Origin of the sequence: Sporosarcina sp. BP05 (genome assembly GCF_014282005.1) — a bacterium.
Classification (GTDB): domain Bacteria; phylum Bacillota; class Bacilli; order Bacillales_A; family Planococcaceae; genus Sporosarcina.
Genome location: NZ_JACFTD010000026.1, coordinates 1 through 17,494, shown reverse-complemented (window position 1 = coordinate 17,494; position 17,494 = coordinate 1). Strand labels below are relative to the sequence as shown.

The window sequence follows — 17,494 nt, the reverse complement described above, 5'->3', positions numbered from 1 at the left end:
AATCAACTAATTAGTTCCACGCAGGTACCTGAAATTATGAATAGGATATGCGATTTCGCATTCACCAAAGGCACTGACAAGTAACTTTGATAGTTCCTGTATTTACAAACAAATGCCTGTTAGGCTTTTGGAGGTGTTCCTTCAGCGTGTGAGACAACTACATCGATTTGGATTAAAGCATCTTTAGGTAAAGCTGATACGCCAACTGTTCTTCGTGCAGGAATACCGCCTGGGAAGAATGTTGTGTAAACTTCGTCTACAGCATCAATATCTGCAATGTTTTTAAGGAAGATATTTACTTTAACCACATCGTCCATAACGTGGTCGATACTTTCTAAAATTGCTTTGATATTTTTTAGGCACTGTCCAGCCTGCTCCTTTACGCCACCAGCTACCATTTCACCAGTTTTTGGGTCCAAAGGTAATTGAGCTGAAATGTGATTGTAATGAGAAAACGCTACAGTTTGTGTAGATAGAGAACTCTTTGGTGCGTTTTCAGTGTTGTTTGCCTTTATGACGATTCCATGCCTGGCTTCAACAGCTTGTGGGGGTGTACCATCTCCGTGTGACACCACTGCTTCAATTTGTACCAAAGCATCCTTAGGTAAAGCTGAAGCTGCAACTGTTGTTCGTGCAGGAACATAGGCTGCGGCCCTGGCGATAGCCGAGTCTGGGAAAAATGTTGTATAAACTTCATTTACGGTTTCAATATCCGAGAGGTTTTTAAGGAAGATATTAATTTTAACAATATCGTCAAAAGGAACGTCGATACTTTCTAAAATTGCCTTGATATTTTTTAAGCACTGTCCAGCCTGCTCTTTTACACCGCCAACAACCAATCGACCCGTTTTTGGATCGATAGGTAATTGAGCTGAAAGATTATTGTAATGAGAGAAAGACACAGTTTGTGCAGATAAAGGACATTTTGGTGCATTTGCCGTGTTATTTGTAAGCTTTATGAGGTCGCCTGCTTGTGGTGCGTTTGGAATTGTACCTTCACCGTTTGAAACAAGTGCTTCAATTTGCACCAAAGCATCCATAGGTAAAGCTGCAACTGCGACTATCGTCCGTGTAGGAACATAGGTTGGGAAGAATGTTTTATAAACTTCGTCTACAGCGTCAATATCTTTGATATTCCTAACGAATACAGTGATTCTAACAACATCGCTCATAACATGATCGATGCTGTCTACAATTGATTTGATATTTTTAAAGCACTGTTCAGCCTGCTCTTTTATACCACCAGCAATCAATTTACCAGTTTTGGGTTCGATAGGTAATTGAGCTGAAAGATTATTGTAATGAGAGAAAGCAGCAGTTTGTGAATAGGGACCGATACCGTTTGGAGCATTTTTCGTGTTTCTTGCTACTACTGCGTTATAGACGCCTATGATAGTATTCCCCTTTTAGATAATTTTTTTAGTTGATTATGATAATTATATTGTTTTTATCAAGATACCAAATTAATTATTATCATTCTTGACAGGTTACCAAGTATCTATACAAGCATTCCTTCAAACACTTCACAGCGAATTTTGCTAAAAGTTCTCTTCCTTTAGCACTGAAATTTCCCAAGACAATTAGAATAAATGTTATTTTCATTTTATTATTATACAATCGTAATGAATTACTTGATTAGTGTCACGCACAGTGTACCTGAAATTAATCAACGTGTTAAAATATAGGCAAATGGATTTCGAGTAATAGTCCGAAAACTATTCGTAGAATACACTAAAAATGTATTGAGATTCATCGAAGCTAATGCCAACCGGTTATGGTGTCTAGGATTGTACAAGTAAATGAATTAACACGAATGTTTGTAAAACAGGTAACCTGCAAGGATTTACATAGAAAATAATAGGATGGTGTTTCCATGATTGGTATGGGCTATCGGACGATAAAAACTGCTGTAGGAGCAGGGCTGGCAATTTGGATTGCGAGTTTATTGGATTTGGAATTTGCAACATTTGCAGGAATTATTGTTATTATGTGTATCGAGAAAACGAAGAAAAAGACATTACTTACAATGAAGGATAAATTCTTTGCCTCTCTTTTATCTTTGATTCTTGGTGCTTTGTTGTTTGAAGTATTAGGTTATTATCCTATTGTCTTTTCCTTATTTATTTTATTATTTGTTCCAATCCTTGTAAGAGCTCACATCCAAGCTGGTTTTGTAACAAGTATGGTTGTCGTATTGCATGTTTATACGGTAAAGGATGCTACTTGGGGTCTGTTTCTGAACGAACTTTATATTATTTTCATCGGTATGGGAATTGCTCTTATCGTCAATAGTTTTATGCCAAATTTCAAGCGAGATATTGAAATCTTTAAGAAGGAGATTGAACAAAAGTTTGAAATTATTCTCTTTGAATTCTCTGCCAATTTAAGGGATAGTTTGCGAAACTGGGATGGGAAAGAGATTCTTGAGGTAGAAGATTTGATTAATCAATCCAAAAGCATTGCCATTCAAGATATAGAAAATCATTTGCTGCGAAAACGAAATAAAGAGTATTATTATTTGGAAATGCGAGAGGATCAACTGGAACTCCTAAAACATATGATGAAAATCATTGCTATTTTTTCATCATCTAGCCTAGACGTCAAACAGAAAGAAATGCTTGCAGAGTTCTTGGAGAATTTAAGTCGGAACGTTCATTCGGGAGATACAACGGACATTTCATTAAATGAGTTAGAGGAATTAAATGCCTTGATCCGCAAGATGGAGTTACCGAAGACAAGAGAAGAATTTGAAGTACGGGCGAATGTATTTTATTTGATTTTTGAAATGAAAAACTATTTAAACATAAAGAAAAAACTTTTTGCAAAAAGAAGTCGATAGGGGAGCAAGCATGTGAGAGGGGATATTCAGATGATTCATCACGATTTCATAAAAAAACAGGGGATATCGATTATCTAACGCTCTGTCGATCTCTTCTCGGTTTTTAATACATTTTCTAGTTTTGGGATGCGTGAGGAGCATTTGATTTGAGAAATTCCTCTGACCGACACTATTTATATTTTTGGGTGGATAAAAACTTCCATTTACATTAATGAATAGGGACATGGGAAAGTGATATGTGTGCCATGTTTTAGAGCCACTTCGGACAAATTCTAGGGACACTAAATTTTGGGGTACCTGGTCACACAAAGAAGAACAATTTACACGCCTGATAAACATACAAAAAAAGCAGACATCCGCCAATTTGTCTGCTTTTCAATCTATTATTATACAATTGTAGTGATTTACTTGATTAGTGTCACGGACAGGTACCTGAAATTTTGAACCCAGCACTTTTCGCTTGAATCTATTGCTTGAATCGATAACCGACACCCCATACAGTTTCAATATAAATTGGTTTAGATGGCTCTATTTCAATTTTCTCTCGTATTTTTCGTATATGCACAGTTACGGTAGTGATATCTCCAAAACAATCGTTTTTCCAGACCCTTTCAAATAAATGTTCTTTACTGAACACTTGATTAGGATGGGAGGCTAGAAACACCAACAGGTCGAATTCTTTTGCAGAAAAGTTTTTTTCTTGATTGTTGACGAACACTCTACGTGCGGCAATCTGAATAAGTAATTCGTTTATCTTTATTTCAGTCACTGAAACAGGTTCATGAGCTACGAGTCGATCATATCTGGCAATATGTGCTTTTACACGAGCGACTAGTTTATTCGGATTAAATGGCTTCTCGATATAATCGTCCGCTCCCCGTCCTAGCCCTCTAATGATATCGATATCCTCAGTTTTTGCGGTCACCATTATGATTGGAATATTAGAGTGCTCTCGAATTTTTTGACAGATTTCATACCCGTCCATGTCTGGCAGCATTAAATCCAAAAGTATAAGCTTATAGGTGTTCTCGCTAAACTTATCTAGACCGGCCTGACCAGTCGTTACGATATCGCTTTCAAAACCATTCAGTTCTAAATAATCCCGCTGAAGCTCGGCGATGCTAATTTCATCTTCAATAATCAGTATTTTATTTATCTAAATCACCCTTTTCTAAGGTCTTTGTAAAGTGAAGAATACACTGAAATACTTTGAAATTTCGCTTCTGGCCCCAATTACACCTCCATGTCCTTCAATTATTTTTTTCGCGATTGACAAGCCCAGACCACTGCCGCCAGTGGAAGAGTTCCGCGAAATATCTGTCCGGTAGAAACGATTGAATAGATAAGGAATTTCTTGTTGACTAACACCGGATCCATTATCAGTTATTTCGATTAGCACTTCATTTTCTTTTGAAATCAATTGAATCTTTATTTGTTTTGTTTCTTTGTTTATATACTTAAGACTGTTTTGGATAATGTTTGTGATTACTCGATTAAGCTTTTCTTTATCAGCTTTAACCTTGAAAATGTCATTGCTATCGTACTCTAGGCTAATCGTTAAATTTTCATCCGTGAGTCGGAATTGTAATTCTTTTAGATGTTCTTTAAGATAAGGGACGAGATTGAATCTCTCCATTTTATAGGGGACATTCGGTAAGTCAAGTTTCGAATAGAGCATTAATTCATCAATCAACGTGTTCATATCGTTAGTCTTATTCTCGATTGTCTGGATATAACGTTGCATCTTTTCAGGCGTATTTGCCACCCCATCTGAAACACCTTGGATGTATCCTTTTATACTAGTCAACGGCGTTTTTAAGTCGTGAGAAATATTGGCAATTAACTCTTTCTGATTTTCTTCGTAGCGATACTGTAGTTCTTCCGCTGCTTTTAATTTTATCCTCATAGCTTCAAAGCTTTGTGATAACTCATTCAGTTCATTGCGAGCAAGGGTCGTCTCAATTGGGATATCTAAATTCCCTTGACCAATTTGGTAAGCTGCTTCCTTTAACTTGATGAGGGGAACTATGATACTTTTTGAGACAATTAGTGACAATACTACGTTAGATATGAGTAAGGAAATGATAAATACCACCAGTCTCATGGAATGAAAAAGTTCCGAGGTTTGTGCATTCATCTTGTCTTCCAATGGATAAAACATGAAATACGCGATAATTAGTTCTATAAGGATAAAGAGAAGTAGAGGAAGTAAAATCATGCCTATGTTTGATAAAATTAATCGTTTCTTGATGGACATTTGCTCACCTCTTTTTCTAACTACTTTTCATTATGGCTATCTAAACCAGAGCTTACAAGATATCGCATCCGGTATGCTCCTGAAATGTTGATTCAACTAGCTGTTCATACGCTTTTGTTCAACATCTTTCTATTAAATATCCATCTTCTATGTGGTAGACACGATCGCATAAATCTAACATTCTTTCGTCATGAGTTACCATTAGGGCAGCTTTGTTGCGGGATTGCACTTCTGTCGCAATCATCTCTACCACTTGTCTGCCACGCTTCGAATCCAAACTTGCGGTCGGTTCATCTGCAAGGATTATGGATGGATTATTCATGAATGCCCTGGCAATCGCCACGCGTTGTTTTTCTCCACCGGATAATTCTTTCGGATAATGATGTTCCTTCTGATGTAATCCTAAATCACGAAGGAGTGCATCGATTCTCTTCTTTGCCTCCTCTTTATCAAGCCTCGAAATGGCTACCATTAGGTTCAATTGCTCTCGTACATTTAAATATGAAATGAGGTTTGAGGCTTGAAATATGAATCCGATATTCTTGGCCCTAACCTGATTCTGTTGCTTTTTAGTCATAGAATGAAGAGCCTGATTGTCTAAAAAAAGTTGGCCATCGCTAGGGGACAATAATGCGCCTATAATGGATAACAAGGTACTCTTTCCAGAACCCGAAGGACCGACGAGTGCTACGAATTCGCCCCTCTTTATAGATAATGAAATGTTACTGAGAACTCGATTCTCAGTGTTACCGTCTCCAAAAACTTTTGATATATTTTCTAATTTTAAAATTTCCTTGTTCATCATTCAACTCTCCCCATCGCATCTAACGGATCAATTTTTGTGACCTTCCATACAGAAAGCATTGCACCAATCATATTCAATACCAAAAACAAGATGCCAGTCCATACCATCCTATTAGCGGAGAAGGCGATTGGCATTTCCTCAGGCATCACTTGCACAATCCCGTAGAAAGCAAATGCACTAACTACTATTCCAACCAAGGTTAGCGCACTTACTTGAAATAGGATTGTTTTTGAAATATCAACTGTTGTTGCACCGAGGGCTTTTAAAATCCCAAGTTGGTGAACTTTCTGAATGGTGATGATATAAAAGAAGACGCTAGATACAAATACAGATATGATAATAAGGAAGGTCTTCATTACGATAAAAGAGCCTTGTGTCTCAGCATATCCTGGCATCGAGTCCACCGTGTCCTGAACAGTCTGAACATCGTATCCGGCAATGGTGAAATCCGCACCCTTCACCAGTACCGCGTTATAGATATCGGTATCGCTGTACATTGATTGAAATCCCATCGACAGGTCTGCAAAAATGACGGGCATGTGTGAATAGACGTGATCCTTTGTAAAACCTGCTATTTTCATCTCTTTACCGGTTCGGGAGTCCTTAACTTTTTCATTAAGGGAATATCCAAACTTTTTCAAACTCTCGTCCGCAATAACTTCCCCGTCAAGGAGCTCCTCAATATCTTTTCCCTCGATAATAAGAGGATTTCCGTAAGTTTCCTTATTTACTGTGAAATAGACAACATCTACGCTTCCTTTACGCTCTCGGTCAAGGGTAGAAATTGATACGTTTAGTGAGGAAACATCTCCTTCTACCTTTTTTTCAATTTCTTGAATGTCCTTGTTACTAAACCCTGATTTTATTAATACCCCGTTCGCTTCCTTGTTCAAAACTACATAATCTGCTTTTAGGTTACTCATTGCGGCGCTGTCCGCATATCCAAGACCATTAGATAGTGCAGTAATGAAAAATACCAAAAATAGAATGGCAACCATAATTGTACTGATAAGAAAATAACGTACCTTATTTCTACTAATTTCTTTCCAAGCTAATATCATTTACTATATCCTCCTAGTTTCAATTTCTTTACACCTACTAATGTTGTTTTTTATTAGTAATTGAATTCCATATTTGAAAAACAATCGAAAGTGATAATGCGAATAAGAGAATGCCCATTACCGGGTGCATGGCACCTAGCCATGGAACTATATTTGTTATATTTGCAGTGAAATACAAAGTGAAAACAGTTAGTAGAACTCCAAGTAGTTGCAAGTAAGCCCCAAGCGGCATCTTGCCAACAACTGCAAAACCAATCATTAAGAACGGTAAGTTAAATCCGAAAATATGGACAAAACTTAGGTGCTTCAGCCAATTCACTGGGCTCATAAATATAGCCATTCCAGCTAAAAAAAATTGTGTTGTTACACACAGTGATAAGATTATTGCTAATACAAAATAAATACTTCTACCTAACCGAATCCTAACGTCCACATTCTTCAATTGTTCTCCTCCCCATGTTGAACTCTTTCTCTATCATAAAATACAGTTCTAAAAATCCTCTTAGGAGATTCTTAAATAATTCTTAAGTTTAATTAAGCCGTTTGTAAAATGAAGTAATTTATCGAATTGAGTGTTTCAAAATATAAGGAGATACAAAATTACATAAAAATGAGCTAGGAAACGTATCTCCTAGCTCATGGTAGTTGCTGTTTGTTTTTATTGACTCGCATACTGCTCATTCAACCGAAAACCGAACTAGGTATAAAACGCCTTTGCCCGTTCTGGTTCTTGCACTGGCAGGTTCAATCATAATTCTCTCGAGATACCTAACAACCTCTTGATATAAAGATGCGGTAATCACTCATCCATTAATTCTACAAAATGATGTCTTCGTTTTGCTGATTCCGCGTAGGCTGCCCGGCGAAAGCGAAGCACAGGATCATCCGAACATTGAAGACCATCAGGCACGACAGTTGGGTCGAATACATGAGGTTCGGCATTATCAGGTCGTCTTTCAAGTATGGAAAGTGTACCAATACAAACTTTTTCGCGATTGTCTGGCCATTCCTGTGTAGAGTCATTAATAGAATCTCCTGGCTGTGCAAGTTGGATCATTAAATTGAATCGAATTGGGCCATTCTTCAAGCGATTCAATAGCTCATCCTCCATGGGATTTCCATTGTTAGATAGAGACATGATGCGGGAAGGGTTCTTACTGCTATTTATAGGCTGCCATTCGAATTTCACTGCTTGGTGTTGTTTGTTTTCATTGATCAAATAATAAGCATGAATGCTATAGTAGCGTCCTGTTGCAAAGCTTTTCGGTGGTATACTGTTTTTTAAGATTTTCGCCGCTGCATGGAAATTCGGATTATTTTTTAGGGTGGAAAGTTTCTCGGTGAATGATAGTTTATCACCCTTAAAGGCTTGCAGTAGTTGTATGAAATCCTCAGGTGTTTTCGTAATAAAAACCGGTACGGTGGCCATTGTAAGATTGGTGACTTTCCCTTCAGGTAATTGAAATTGAACGGCCATGCCTTTTACGGGTACTAATTGTTCAGTAGGATTGGGATTTGCTGTGCTATGTGAGAAACGTACGATTGCTGAAGTTTTTTGCTGTAGTAGATGGATTGCAGTTGTGTAAGGGGCGGCACAGCCATTTGGAGAGAATGTTGCATCAAATCCAATTCCTTTTGCATGTGCCCGCCGATAGGCAGGATATAACCCCGCTACCTCTTCAATAGTATCAATGGCCTCAACGGATGTAAGGGGACAGTTTTTTTGAACATCGGACATGGGTAAATCACTCCTATTCATGTACGAATTAGATTGCCCGTTTATGGTTTATTTAAGCAGAATACACGTAAATAGTTGTTACTTCTGTAATTTTGAGGCGCATGAAATTAATATTTTTCATATATTCTTCGAAGGATAAATGAATTCATATAAGCAATTAAAGAAAAACCAAAAAATATGCTTATATAGAGTACTAAAATAAAAAACTGTGGAGATAGTAACATGAGCAAAATTGGAACGATAGAATAAATTAGCACAGGAATAGTTTGAAAAGGATTTACAATTGCGATTTTCAAAACATTAACTGCCGTTTTTCTTACTGTGTTATCAAATCTAGCAGCATAAGGAAAAGTTAATATTAGTAATAGTAGATACACGCACGTGAATAACAGTAGACTCACTATAACTAATGAAATTAATTTTCCTTTATATGACTGTAAGTAGTTATAATCCAGTAATAAGATGAATCCTGCTGCCAATAAGACAATCCAAATTAGTGTACTTTGTTTTAGATTTTTCTTAAATGCTTGTATGAATCCATTATATACACCTTCGTCTTCATTTCTAACCATTTTTAAAGTTACTGAGTATAAAGCAGTACTTGATGCGCCAATCGTAATAATTGGAAGGCTAAATAATATAAAAATACCGTTTAATACCATCAGCTGACCTATTCTAGATGAAAATCTAAAAATTGGCCCTTCCATTTCAAATAAATTTTTCATATAGCACCTCAATAAGTAAGATTTACACTAGCTTTAGAAAAGCGATTAAAATGGTTTGTTTTTTTAATACTCATGTTGCGAATCCATTTCATTGTTTCCGCAATACCTATACGAAAGCTTTCTGACTCAAGTAGGCATGAATTCATATTGAAATGAAACTAACCTCGCTCATGAATACCCTTTAATTAATGTATCGCAGTTGATGCGGCATTAATATAAATCTTAGTCTACTATTCTTTAACAGAACCTACTACAATACCAGTAATAAAATACTTTTGTAACATTGGATATATAAGCAATAGAGGAATTGTGGAAATCACAATCTTTGCTGCATTTAGATTTCTATTTGATACTGCCGCCACATTTTCTAAAACACTGGCGTTAGCTCCTGCTTTTAGCAATTCTTGAATGTTAATGGTTAAGGACTGAATATATGTCATTAAAGGATAGTTGCTGACTTTTGTCATATAAATTAATCCTGAGAAAAAGTCGTTCCAGTTTCCAACGATGCTAAATAATGCAACTGTCGCAAGTGCTGGCAATGAAATGGGAATATAAACCTTCATTAACACTTGAAAGGGATTGGCACCATCCATGAGTGCAGCTTCTTCCAAAGATTTCGGTACACCAATAAAGAAATTCATAATCAAAATAATACTAAAAACCTGCACAGCCCCTGGTAAAACCAAAGACCAAATTGTATTTAAGAGACCTAGATTTTTCACGACCAAATAAGTAGGTATCATTCCGCCATTAAACAACATTGCAAAAATTATAAGATTCATATATATATTTCTACCTTTAAATTGTCTCTTAGATTTAGAAAGTGGATAGGCCATTAAGACAATTATAATCATGTTAACAATAAGTGAAAGGATCACCCGTTGTACCGAAATTCCAAACGAACGCCAGAATTGTTTATCTTCCACAATCATGCTATAAGCATCCGTAGTAAAATTAATGGGTACTAATCCTACAGCATTCGCAGCTACTGCGTCACTGCTACTAAATGAAATAGCAACAATATTACAAAGAGGAAGCAGGCAAACGAGTCCTGAAAATAGTACAAGAGTATATATGGAAAATTTCCCTAATCGCCCAGAAAAGCTATTATTCTGCACCATGATTTACCCACCACCTTAAAATAATTTGCGATCTGTATATCTTTTTGCTGCATTGTTTGCTGATAGTATTAAAACCATGCCTATAATTGATTTAAATAAACCAACCGCGGTCCCAAAGCTGTATTCACGGCCAATTAGTCCAATTCGATAAACATAAGTATCTAATATATCTCCAGTCTCATAAACCATTGGCGTATATAGGGTGTATACTTGGTCAAAACCAGCGTTCAATATATTGGGTAGACTTAGAATGGCCAAAAGAAGTATTATCGGTAGCATTCCAGGAAGTGTTATATGCCAAATTCTCTTCCACCAGTTAGCTCCGTCAATGCTAGAGGCTTCATGAAGCCCTGGGTCAACCGCTGTAATTGCTGCAAGATACACAATTGAATTAAATCCAAACTCTTTCCACACATCCGTTCCTATCAACAACGGTTGGAAAAGCTTGTTACTGCCTAGAAAATTCAGCTTCTCGAATCCGAAAAAAGTTAAAATCTGGTTCACAGATCCATCAAGATTAAACATATTCAGTACCACTGATGCTAATACAACCCATGATAGAAAATGGGGAAGATACACGATTGTTTGAATTGAATTTTTCAAAAACTTAAGTCGGATTTCGTTTAGTATGATTGAGAATACAATTGCCAATAATGTCCCTAAAATTATTTTACCAAGCGCAATTACAATTGTGTTTCTAAAAATTTTACTTATATCAGGAAGCGAGAACATATAAGTGAAATTCTCCAGCCCTACGAATGGTGAACCCAGTAGACCTTTTGCAGGAACATAGTCTTGAAATGCCATAAAGATTCCCGCCATCGGAATATATGTGAAAATGACTAGAAATATCATTCCAGGAAGTAACATAATATGATAAGGTAGGCCTATATTTATCAATTTTTTAGATTTTTTCTCTTGATAAATGTTTTTTGCGTTTCCCTGTTGCAATGATTTCATAAAGACCCTCCTCGTATACTAGTAGTAAGAGCTCTATCTGCTAACCTTTTCAATTATTCTTTAGTACATAACCCACTCAAATAGAGAGGATAGAATCTGAGCTAAGCCTTTCTCTTCAATTAAGTTAGATGTGATAGTATTACATTTTCAATTGCTTCCATTGCAAATCATAATAAGAGCTGCAGGCAGCCCTCATTATGATCCATACCTAATTTCCAGCTAGTTCTGCTTTTATTTCTGCAATAATTTCATCTCCACCTTGTCTTTTCCAATTCTTGACAAATGTATCGAAATAAGATAGGGGCTCTGTACCTGTTACAATTTTAATGAAACCTTCTTCTTCTAATTTCGCAAGATTAGCCCCTTTTTTCCCCATTGCTTTCGTTGTTCCAAAATAGGCAGGCGTTGTCCATACGAATTTATCTTCTTCTGACAGTTTCTTCATCATCCCGAGTCCATGCATACGAGAGTGATACTTTGACCAAGTTGAAGTTTCAGCACTTTCAGGATCATCTAAATAATCCTTAACACTTTGAGCATCAATTTTCACACCTGCAGAAGGTATGTCATCGATTGCTATTTCACCATCGATTGCTTGCTGAATGTAAGCGAATTCTTCTAATAAATTTTCCGAATTATATACTTCGATATTAAATGGTCTCGTTGAACCATCAACTCCGAGTTTGCCGTATTTTTCAATTTCTGGGTATTCAGTTTTTAAATCCTTTGAATTTGGTATTTCATCATAGAATAGATTTAAGATTTCAATTGCTATTTCTGGATGTTCAAATCCTTTTTTTACAACGATAAATTGACCAGTTGGATTATTATGTGTGACATTTACTTTGCCGTTTTCATCTTCCAATGCATAAGCGACAAATTCTGCATCCTTATTCTTTGCTCTTACTGTAGATAGTCCCCAGTCTGGGAGATGCCATGGACCAGTAGTAATCCCTGTTTGCCCATTAGTAAGAAGTGCCATGATATCATCCCAAGTTCTTGTGCCAAACTGTGGATCAATAATTCCCTTTTCGAACCAATCTGCCATAACTCCTAGTGCTTGCTTCGTGTTAGTTGATGTTGAACCATAAATAATATCTCCATTATTTCCTTCTAACCAAAATCTGGGGTGGGCATCAAAAACTTCTGCAATAGCGGTCATTGCAAATGCAGAACCACCATAATCCCCGGCATTTAACCAACTAGCAAATGGTATCCCTACAGGATTTCCGGATTCACCAGGGTCGTTATCCAAGAAAGCTTTTGCGGTTTTTTCCAATTCGTCTAACGTAATTGCTTTATTTCCATCAGTATCAAGTTCAATTCCAAGCTTATTCAACCAATCTTTTCGTATCCAAATCATATTTGGTGCTCCATCTCCAATTGTTGCCGGGATCGCCATTAACTGACCATCGAATGTAGCATCAGCCAAACTTCTGCCATCATAAGATTCATATATATCTTTAATGTAATCGCTTGCATTTTTATCATAGTAGGTAGTCAAATCTTCGATTAAATCGTTTTCGACCATTTCTTTTAATTCATCCTTTGAATCCACTCGCATCATATCAGGTAATTCTCCTGAAGCAATGGCAAGAGCGACCTGTCTACTATAATCATCGCCTTCAGCTTCAAATTGATCTACAATCTTCACATTTAACTTTTCGTTAACAATACGTGTATACGCGTTATCCTCGTAACTATCACCTTGAGGTAATTTTGGGTTGGCAGACGTTACGCGACCCATTGTGATAACTTTTTCTCCATTCTCTGATACAGGTTTAGATGAATCTGACTTTTCGACACATGCTGCTAATGATAATGTCAATAAAGCCGTCATCGATAGCATTGAAAAACGTTTAACTAATGATTTGTATTCCATGGTTCTCCCCCTACTAATTTTATTTTAATGTTGTTGATAGCCCTATTGAAACAATGAAAGCAGTAACTCTTTGTTTCTAACACACTCTTAGTGTAATTGACTTATGGTTTTTCATAAATATTAAATAAACCGTTTTCATGTACCATTTTGCGGAACATTTAGAAGTATTAATTTGTTTTACGTAAATGACAATCCACTCTTATCTTATATACCTTCACTTTTTTCTTCTGTTGTTTTAAGCATCTCAGCTTGCATCACGCGTGCTCCATATAAACCGATACGGCATCGTGTAGCGTATTTACAGCTGTTTCTAAATGCGAAAGATAAACTTCGTTACTATCTTGATTTTGGACTAGAGCTTGTACAATATCTGTTGTAAACTGTTCACAGGGAGACCTTTTTCTGGAATTGGTTGTGGTGACTTAATTCTACCAAAAAAAAGACTTTCTTTTTTTATATATTCTTTTACACAAGTTTTTACACTTCCGAACTTTTTTTACTCAAATTGTAATAAAAATATCTCAGTGATATAATCTTTATTAAATTTAAGGGGGAGACAGCCATGTACCGTATCTTGATAGTAGATGACGAAAAAGATGAACGTAATGTCATTCGTTTTCTTCTAAATAAGTATAGTGTCGAGCTTGATATTGAGGAAGCCGCCAATGGAAAAGAGGCTATGATGCAGTTAATGAAGCATCCTGTAGATATCTTATTTACAGATGTTAAAATGCCCTTTATAGGTGGAATAGAACTGGCAACTAATGCTAGAGAGATGTATCCTCATCTCCAAATTATCTTTTTTAGTGGTCATGATGATTTTGAGTTTATTAAAAAAGCTCTTTCATTAAGAGCAACAAATTATATATTAAAACCAGTCAAGCCTACTGAATTTCATAATACGATTACATCAGTTATAGAGACCATAAAAAGCCAAGAGAAAGAATTAGAACAAAGAGAAGCGAATACCGCATTTCTTAAAACACATATTCTTTACCGTCTAATAAACAAGACGCCTATCGATATTCTTTCAAATGAATACCCAACAATTGATTTCACTTTTTTAAATGACTATACATCGATGATATTAATGGAGTTTGAGGAACCATTTTTTGATAGATTACCTAGAGAAGAGGACTCTTCTTCCTTTTATAGACAGATAAAGGAGTTTATTCACTATGCTTCATTTGAATTTATTAATTTGAGTTCTTTTCAAATTCTGTTGATATTTAAAGGAAATAGGATGGATTTGAAACCTTTGCCGATAGCAGCAAAAATCCAAAAACACGTCTATTCAATTTATGGAGTAAACTGTTACCTATCTGTCAGCAAAGAGATTTCATCTCCAACTATGATTCCAATCGTATACGATGAATTAGAACAGTATTTGGAGGAAAGATTCTTTTATACGGATATTTATATTTATCCAGTTGATGCCGTTTCAAAAGAAAATAATGACTATCTTGAACAGGATGAACACATCCTTCAATCCATACAAACAGCACTTCAGTTTGTAGATAGTAATAACTTAAGAAAAAACATTGATAATTTAATTAAAAAATATCAATCTAAACAAGAAATATCCCATATTAATGTACGCTATTTATTTTCAAGACTATTACAGATGCTTTGTCAAGAGCTTCCACACTATGAGAAGGAATTTATAAATAAGAAAGTGGAAGAAATTTATTCTTGTTTGCATTTTTACGAAATTGAAGAAATTTTAATTGGAGTACAAAATGAGGTTATAAATAAATTAGAGTTCAAGGAAAAAACGCCAAAGCACGTTATCAACATTGTCCAGCAATACATACATGAGCACTACGCGGAAGATTTAAGTCTAAATCTACTAGCTGAACAAGTGTATTTGACTCCTGGTTATCTAAGTGAGATTTTTATTCAAGAATCCGGTTGTGGAATAAATAAATACATTAAAAACATTAGGATGGACAGCGCAAAATATCACATCCTTACTACAAATATGAAAATTAATGATATATGTACTACTGTAGGCTATCATAATATTTCATATTTCGTAAGAAGTTTTAGAGAGCATTTTGGGTCTAGTCCTGAGAAATACCGCCAAATGGAGAGAAAACAGAAAGAGACGTTTTAGTATGAAAAAATTCAAATCTTGGTTTTCAAATTTAAAGTTCCGAACTAAAATTCTATCTATCTGTCTATTAGCAAGCCTACTTCCCGTCATTACTTTGGGGGGATTTGGGTATTATCAAATTCAAAATTTATTAATTACACGCGAAAGTGAAGTTTTGGATGAATCTCTTCATCAAGCTCTTTCAAATCTAGATTATAAAGTGAACTCTTATTTGAATGTTATTAATAATATTGTGTGGAACGAAGATATAAAGGTAGGCGTTACGGCCACATATAAAAATAATCATGAAATGTATTTATTTTACCGAGATATACTCGATCCTTTAATAGATACCTCACAATTTTTACATAGTGATATTAGAAAAATTACAATATATAGCGATAATATAATGCATCCCCATGGTAGTGCACTTCGTCCGTTGGCAGATATTCAACAAAATAGTTGGTTTGGAAGTATTTTAGAAACTGCCACACCAAAATTAATTGCATCCGCAACTGACAGGTCTTTTCTTATTGCAAGTCAAATATTTGATCGTCAGTATAATAATACGAACATTGTTTATATGGACATTAATTATGATAAGGTTTTTGAAACAGCCTCTAATATATTTGAAGAAAATTATGGTCTAATCCTTCTTAATGAAAATAATCAGCCTGTTTATGTATTTAATCAATTTACAGAAAATAATATGGCTTACTCATTAACTGACGATCAACTCCTAGTAAAATTAAACAACGGAACATTAGATGATAAGTATATTTATAAAAAAGAGTATCTACCTTTTTATAATTGGACAGCATACATTTATCGACCATTGGGCACGGTTTATGATTTTACTCATCCGATTAGATTCACATTTACCATAGTCGTCTATTTATGTATTTTAATTTTATTTTTACCAATCTATTTTCTTTCCGAAGTAGTAGTTCGTCCGCTATTAATGCTAGCAAAAAATATGGAGCAAATTGAAAGAGGCGATTTGTCTGTAACTGTAACTACCACAGCCACAGATGAAATAGGTAGTTTAATACAAAAGTTTGGAAATATGGTTCATAAACTACAAGATATGATTAATGAAGTCTATAAAAGCAAAATCGCTAAGCAAGAATATGAAATGAAGGCATTACAAGCTCAAATTAATCCTCATTTTTTTTATAATAGCTTGTCTCTTATTAACAGTAAGGCAATTATCGCTGATCAGGGAGATATTAGTGAAATGGCTCAACTTCTTTCAACGTTTTACCGTACAACTTTAAATAGAGGAAAAAATAATATTTCTGTGAGTGATGAATTGGAGAACACAACTTCCTATATTCAAATTCAGCGTATGATGCATACAAATTCATTTGATGTTCATTATCAGATTGAGGAAGAAATTTTGAAGTATTCTATGATAAATCTCCTATTGCAACCATTAGTGGAAAATGCTATAAATCATGGAATTGACCACAAAGAAACCCCCGGAAGAGGAGTTTTAACAATAATAGGAAAACAAGCAGGTGACGATCTGATCTTCAAGGTATCTGATAATGGTTGTGGAATAGAAAAACAAACAATGGATACACTATTAACTTCCAAAACGCAAGGGTATGGAGTACAAAATGTTCATCTTCGCGTTCAACTTACATATGGTCCGGAATATGGCTTATTTTATGAAAGTTCTATAATGGAAGGAACAACTGTAATTCTTACCATTCCAAAGAGGTTAGATTAATTATTTTAAAGGCTAGTAGGATACACAGTAAATAGTTTGGTGTACCTGCGTCACACAAGACAGGCAATTCACACGCCTGAATAAACATAAAAAAAAGCAGACATTTGTTAATTTGTCTGCTTTTTTTTATGTTTATTTAATTATAGGTAAGCGTCAAATAACGCCCACCTGTCTTTCAGGGGGCGCTTATTATATGCTCTATTTAGTTTTAATTGGAACGTGACAGTCTGGTGGAAGGGTCTTCGACCATGGAAGTAGCTTATCCAGTGCTTT

Annotated in this window: 14 protein-coding genes; 3 read left to right on the top strand and 11 right to left on the bottom strand. The window is 35.5% G+C overall.

What is annotated here, in order from left to right:
- Window positions 1-119: 119 nt before the first annotated feature.
- Window positions 120-1,391, bottom strand: a complete 1,272-nt coding sequence (locus H2672_RS17725) for a Rid family detoxifying hydrolase (protein WP_186673603.1) — start codon at window positions 1,389-1,391, stop codon at window positions 120-122.
- A 482-nt stretch (window positions 1,392-1,873) separates the two neighbouring features.
- On the opposite strand from H2672_RS17725, the gene H2672_RS17720 reads away from it, so the two are divergent.
- A complete protein-coding gene (locus tag H2672_RS17720; RefSeq protein ID WP_186673581.1) occupies window positions 1,874-2,839 on the top strand; it encodes an aromatic acid exporter family protein in 966 nt (321 codons plus the stop codon).
- A 466-nt stretch (window positions 2,840-3,305) separates the two neighbouring features.
- On the opposite strand, the gene H2672_RS17715 is transcribed toward H2672_RS17720, so the two are convergent.
- The 10 genes from H2672_RS17715 to H2672_RS17670 form a co-directional block, all read right to left on the bottom strand.
- Window positions 3,306-3,995 (bottom strand): response regulator, encoded by a 690-nt coding sequence (locus tag H2672_RS17715; protein WP_186673601.1) that lies wholly within the window; start codon window positions 3,993-3,995, stop codon window positions 3,306-3,308.
- 15 nt (window positions 3,996-4,010) lie between these two features.
- On the bottom strand, window positions 4,011-5,096 hold the full coding sequence (locus H2672_RS17710; protein ID WP_186673580.1) for a sensor histidine kinase: 1,086 nt from the start codon (window positions 5,094-5,096) through the stop codon (window positions 4,011-4,013).
- Between the two features lie 118 nt (window positions 5,097-5,214).
- Window positions 5,215-5,898 (bottom strand): ABC transporter ATP-binding protein, encoded by a 684-nt coding sequence (locus H2672_RS17705; RefSeq protein ID WP_186673599.1) that lies wholly within the window; start codon window positions 5,896-5,898, stop codon window positions 5,215-5,217.
- A complete protein-coding gene (locus tag H2672_RS17700; protein WP_186673579.1) occupies window positions 5,898-6,962 on the bottom strand; it encodes an ABC transporter permease in 1,065 nt (354 codons plus the stop codon). The genes H2672_RS17705 and H2672_RS17700 overlap by 1 nt, the downstream gene beginning before the upstream one ends.
- Before the next feature lie 37 nt (window positions 6,963-6,999).
- Complete coding sequence (locus H2672_RS17695) at window positions 7,000-7,395, bottom strand: DUF6220 domain-containing protein (RefSeq protein WP_370569698.1); 396 nt, start codon at window positions 7,393-7,395, stop codon at window positions 7,000-7,002.
- 366 nt (window positions 7,396-7,761) lie between these two features.
- A complete protein-coding gene (locus tag H2672_RS17690; protein ID WP_186673576.1) occupies window positions 7,762-8,700 on the bottom strand; it encodes a catalase family peroxidase in 939 nt (312 codons plus the stop codon).
- A gap of 107 nt (window positions 8,701-8,807) precedes the next feature.
- Window positions 8,808-9,425 (bottom strand): YesL family protein, encoded by a 618-nt coding sequence (locus tag H2672_RS17685; RefSeq protein ID WP_186673574.1) that lies wholly within the window; start codon window positions 9,423-9,425, stop codon window positions 8,808-8,810.
- Window positions 9,426-9,655: 230 nt separating this feature from the next.
- Entirely contained in the window at window positions 9,656-10,549 is an 894-nt protein-coding gene (locus H2672_RS17680; protein WP_186673572.1) for a carbohydrate ABC transporter permease, read from the bottom strand.
- A 15-nt stretch (window positions 10,550-10,564) separates the two neighbouring features.
- The gene (locus H2672_RS17675; protein ID WP_370569697.1) at window positions 10,565-11,500 is read right to left on the bottom strand and encodes an ABC transporter permease; all 936 of its coding nucleotides are present in this window, start codon (window positions 11,498-11,500) and stop codon (window positions 10,565-10,567) included.
- Between the two features lie 217 nt (window positions 11,501-11,717).
- The gene (locus tag H2672_RS17670; RefSeq protein ID WP_186673570.1) at window positions 11,718-13,391 is read right to left on the bottom strand and encodes an extracellular solute-binding protein; all 1,674 of its coding nucleotides are present in this window, start codon (window positions 13,389-13,391) and stop codon (window positions 11,718-11,720) included.
- Window positions 13,392-13,953: 562 nt separating this feature from the next.
- Here H2672_RS17670 and H2672_RS17665 point away from each other — a divergent pair.
- Window positions 13,954-15,507: a response regulator transcription factor gene (locus H2672_RS17665; protein WP_186673562.1), complete on the top strand. Its 1,554-nt coding sequence runs from the start codon at window positions 13,954-13,956 to the stop codon at window positions 15,505-15,507.
- Between the two features lies 1 nt (window position 15,508).
- The gene (locus H2672_RS17660) at window positions 15,509-17,221 is read left to right on the top strand and encodes a cache domain-containing sensor histidine kinase (protein WP_186673560.1); all 1,713 of its coding nucleotides are present in this window, start codon (window positions 15,509-15,511) and stop codon (window positions 17,219-17,221) included.
- Window positions 17,222-17,494 lie beyond the last annotated feature (273 nt).

Bases quoted from the DNA above. Each gene is read 5' to 3' on its own strand.
- H2672_RS17720 (WP_186673581.1), top strand. From the start codon at position 1,874: ATGATTGGTATGGGCTATCGGACGATAAAAACTGCTGTAGGAGCAGGG.
- H2672_RS17710 (WP_186673580.1), bottom strand. From the start codon at position 5,096: ATGTCCATCAAGAAACGATTAATTTTATCAAACATAGGCATGATTTTA.
- H2672_RS17705 (WP_186673599.1), bottom strand. From the start codon at position 5,898: ATGAACAAGGAAATTTTAAAATTAGAAAATATATCAAAAGTTTTTGGA.
- H2672_RS17700 (WP_186673579.1), bottom strand. From the start codon at position 6,962: ATGATATTAGCTTGGAAAGAAATTAGTAGAAATAAGGTACGTTATTTT.
- H2672_RS17690 (WP_186673576.1), bottom strand. From the start codon at position 8,700: ATGTCCGATGTTCAAAAAAACTGTCCCCTTACATCCGTTGAGGCCATT.
- H2672_RS17685 (WP_186673574.1), bottom strand. From the start codon at position 9,425: ATGAAAAATTTATTTGAAATGGAAGGGCCAATTTTTAGATTTTCATCT.
- H2672_RS17680 (WP_186673572.1), bottom strand. From the start codon at position 10,549: ATGGTGCAGAATAATAGCTTTTCTGGGCGATTAGGGAAATTTTCCATA.
- H2672_RS17670 (WP_186673570.1), bottom strand. From the start codon at position 13,391: ATGGAATACAAATCATTAGTTAAACGTTTTTCAATGCTATCGATGACG.
- H2672_RS17665 (WP_186673562.1), top strand. From the start codon at position 13,954: ATGTACCGTATCTTGATAGTAGATGACGAAAAAGATGAACGTAATGTC.
- H2672_RS17660 (WP_186673560.1), top strand. From the start codon at position 15,509: ATGAAAAAATTCAAATCTTGGTTTTCAAATTTAAAGTTCCGAACTAAA.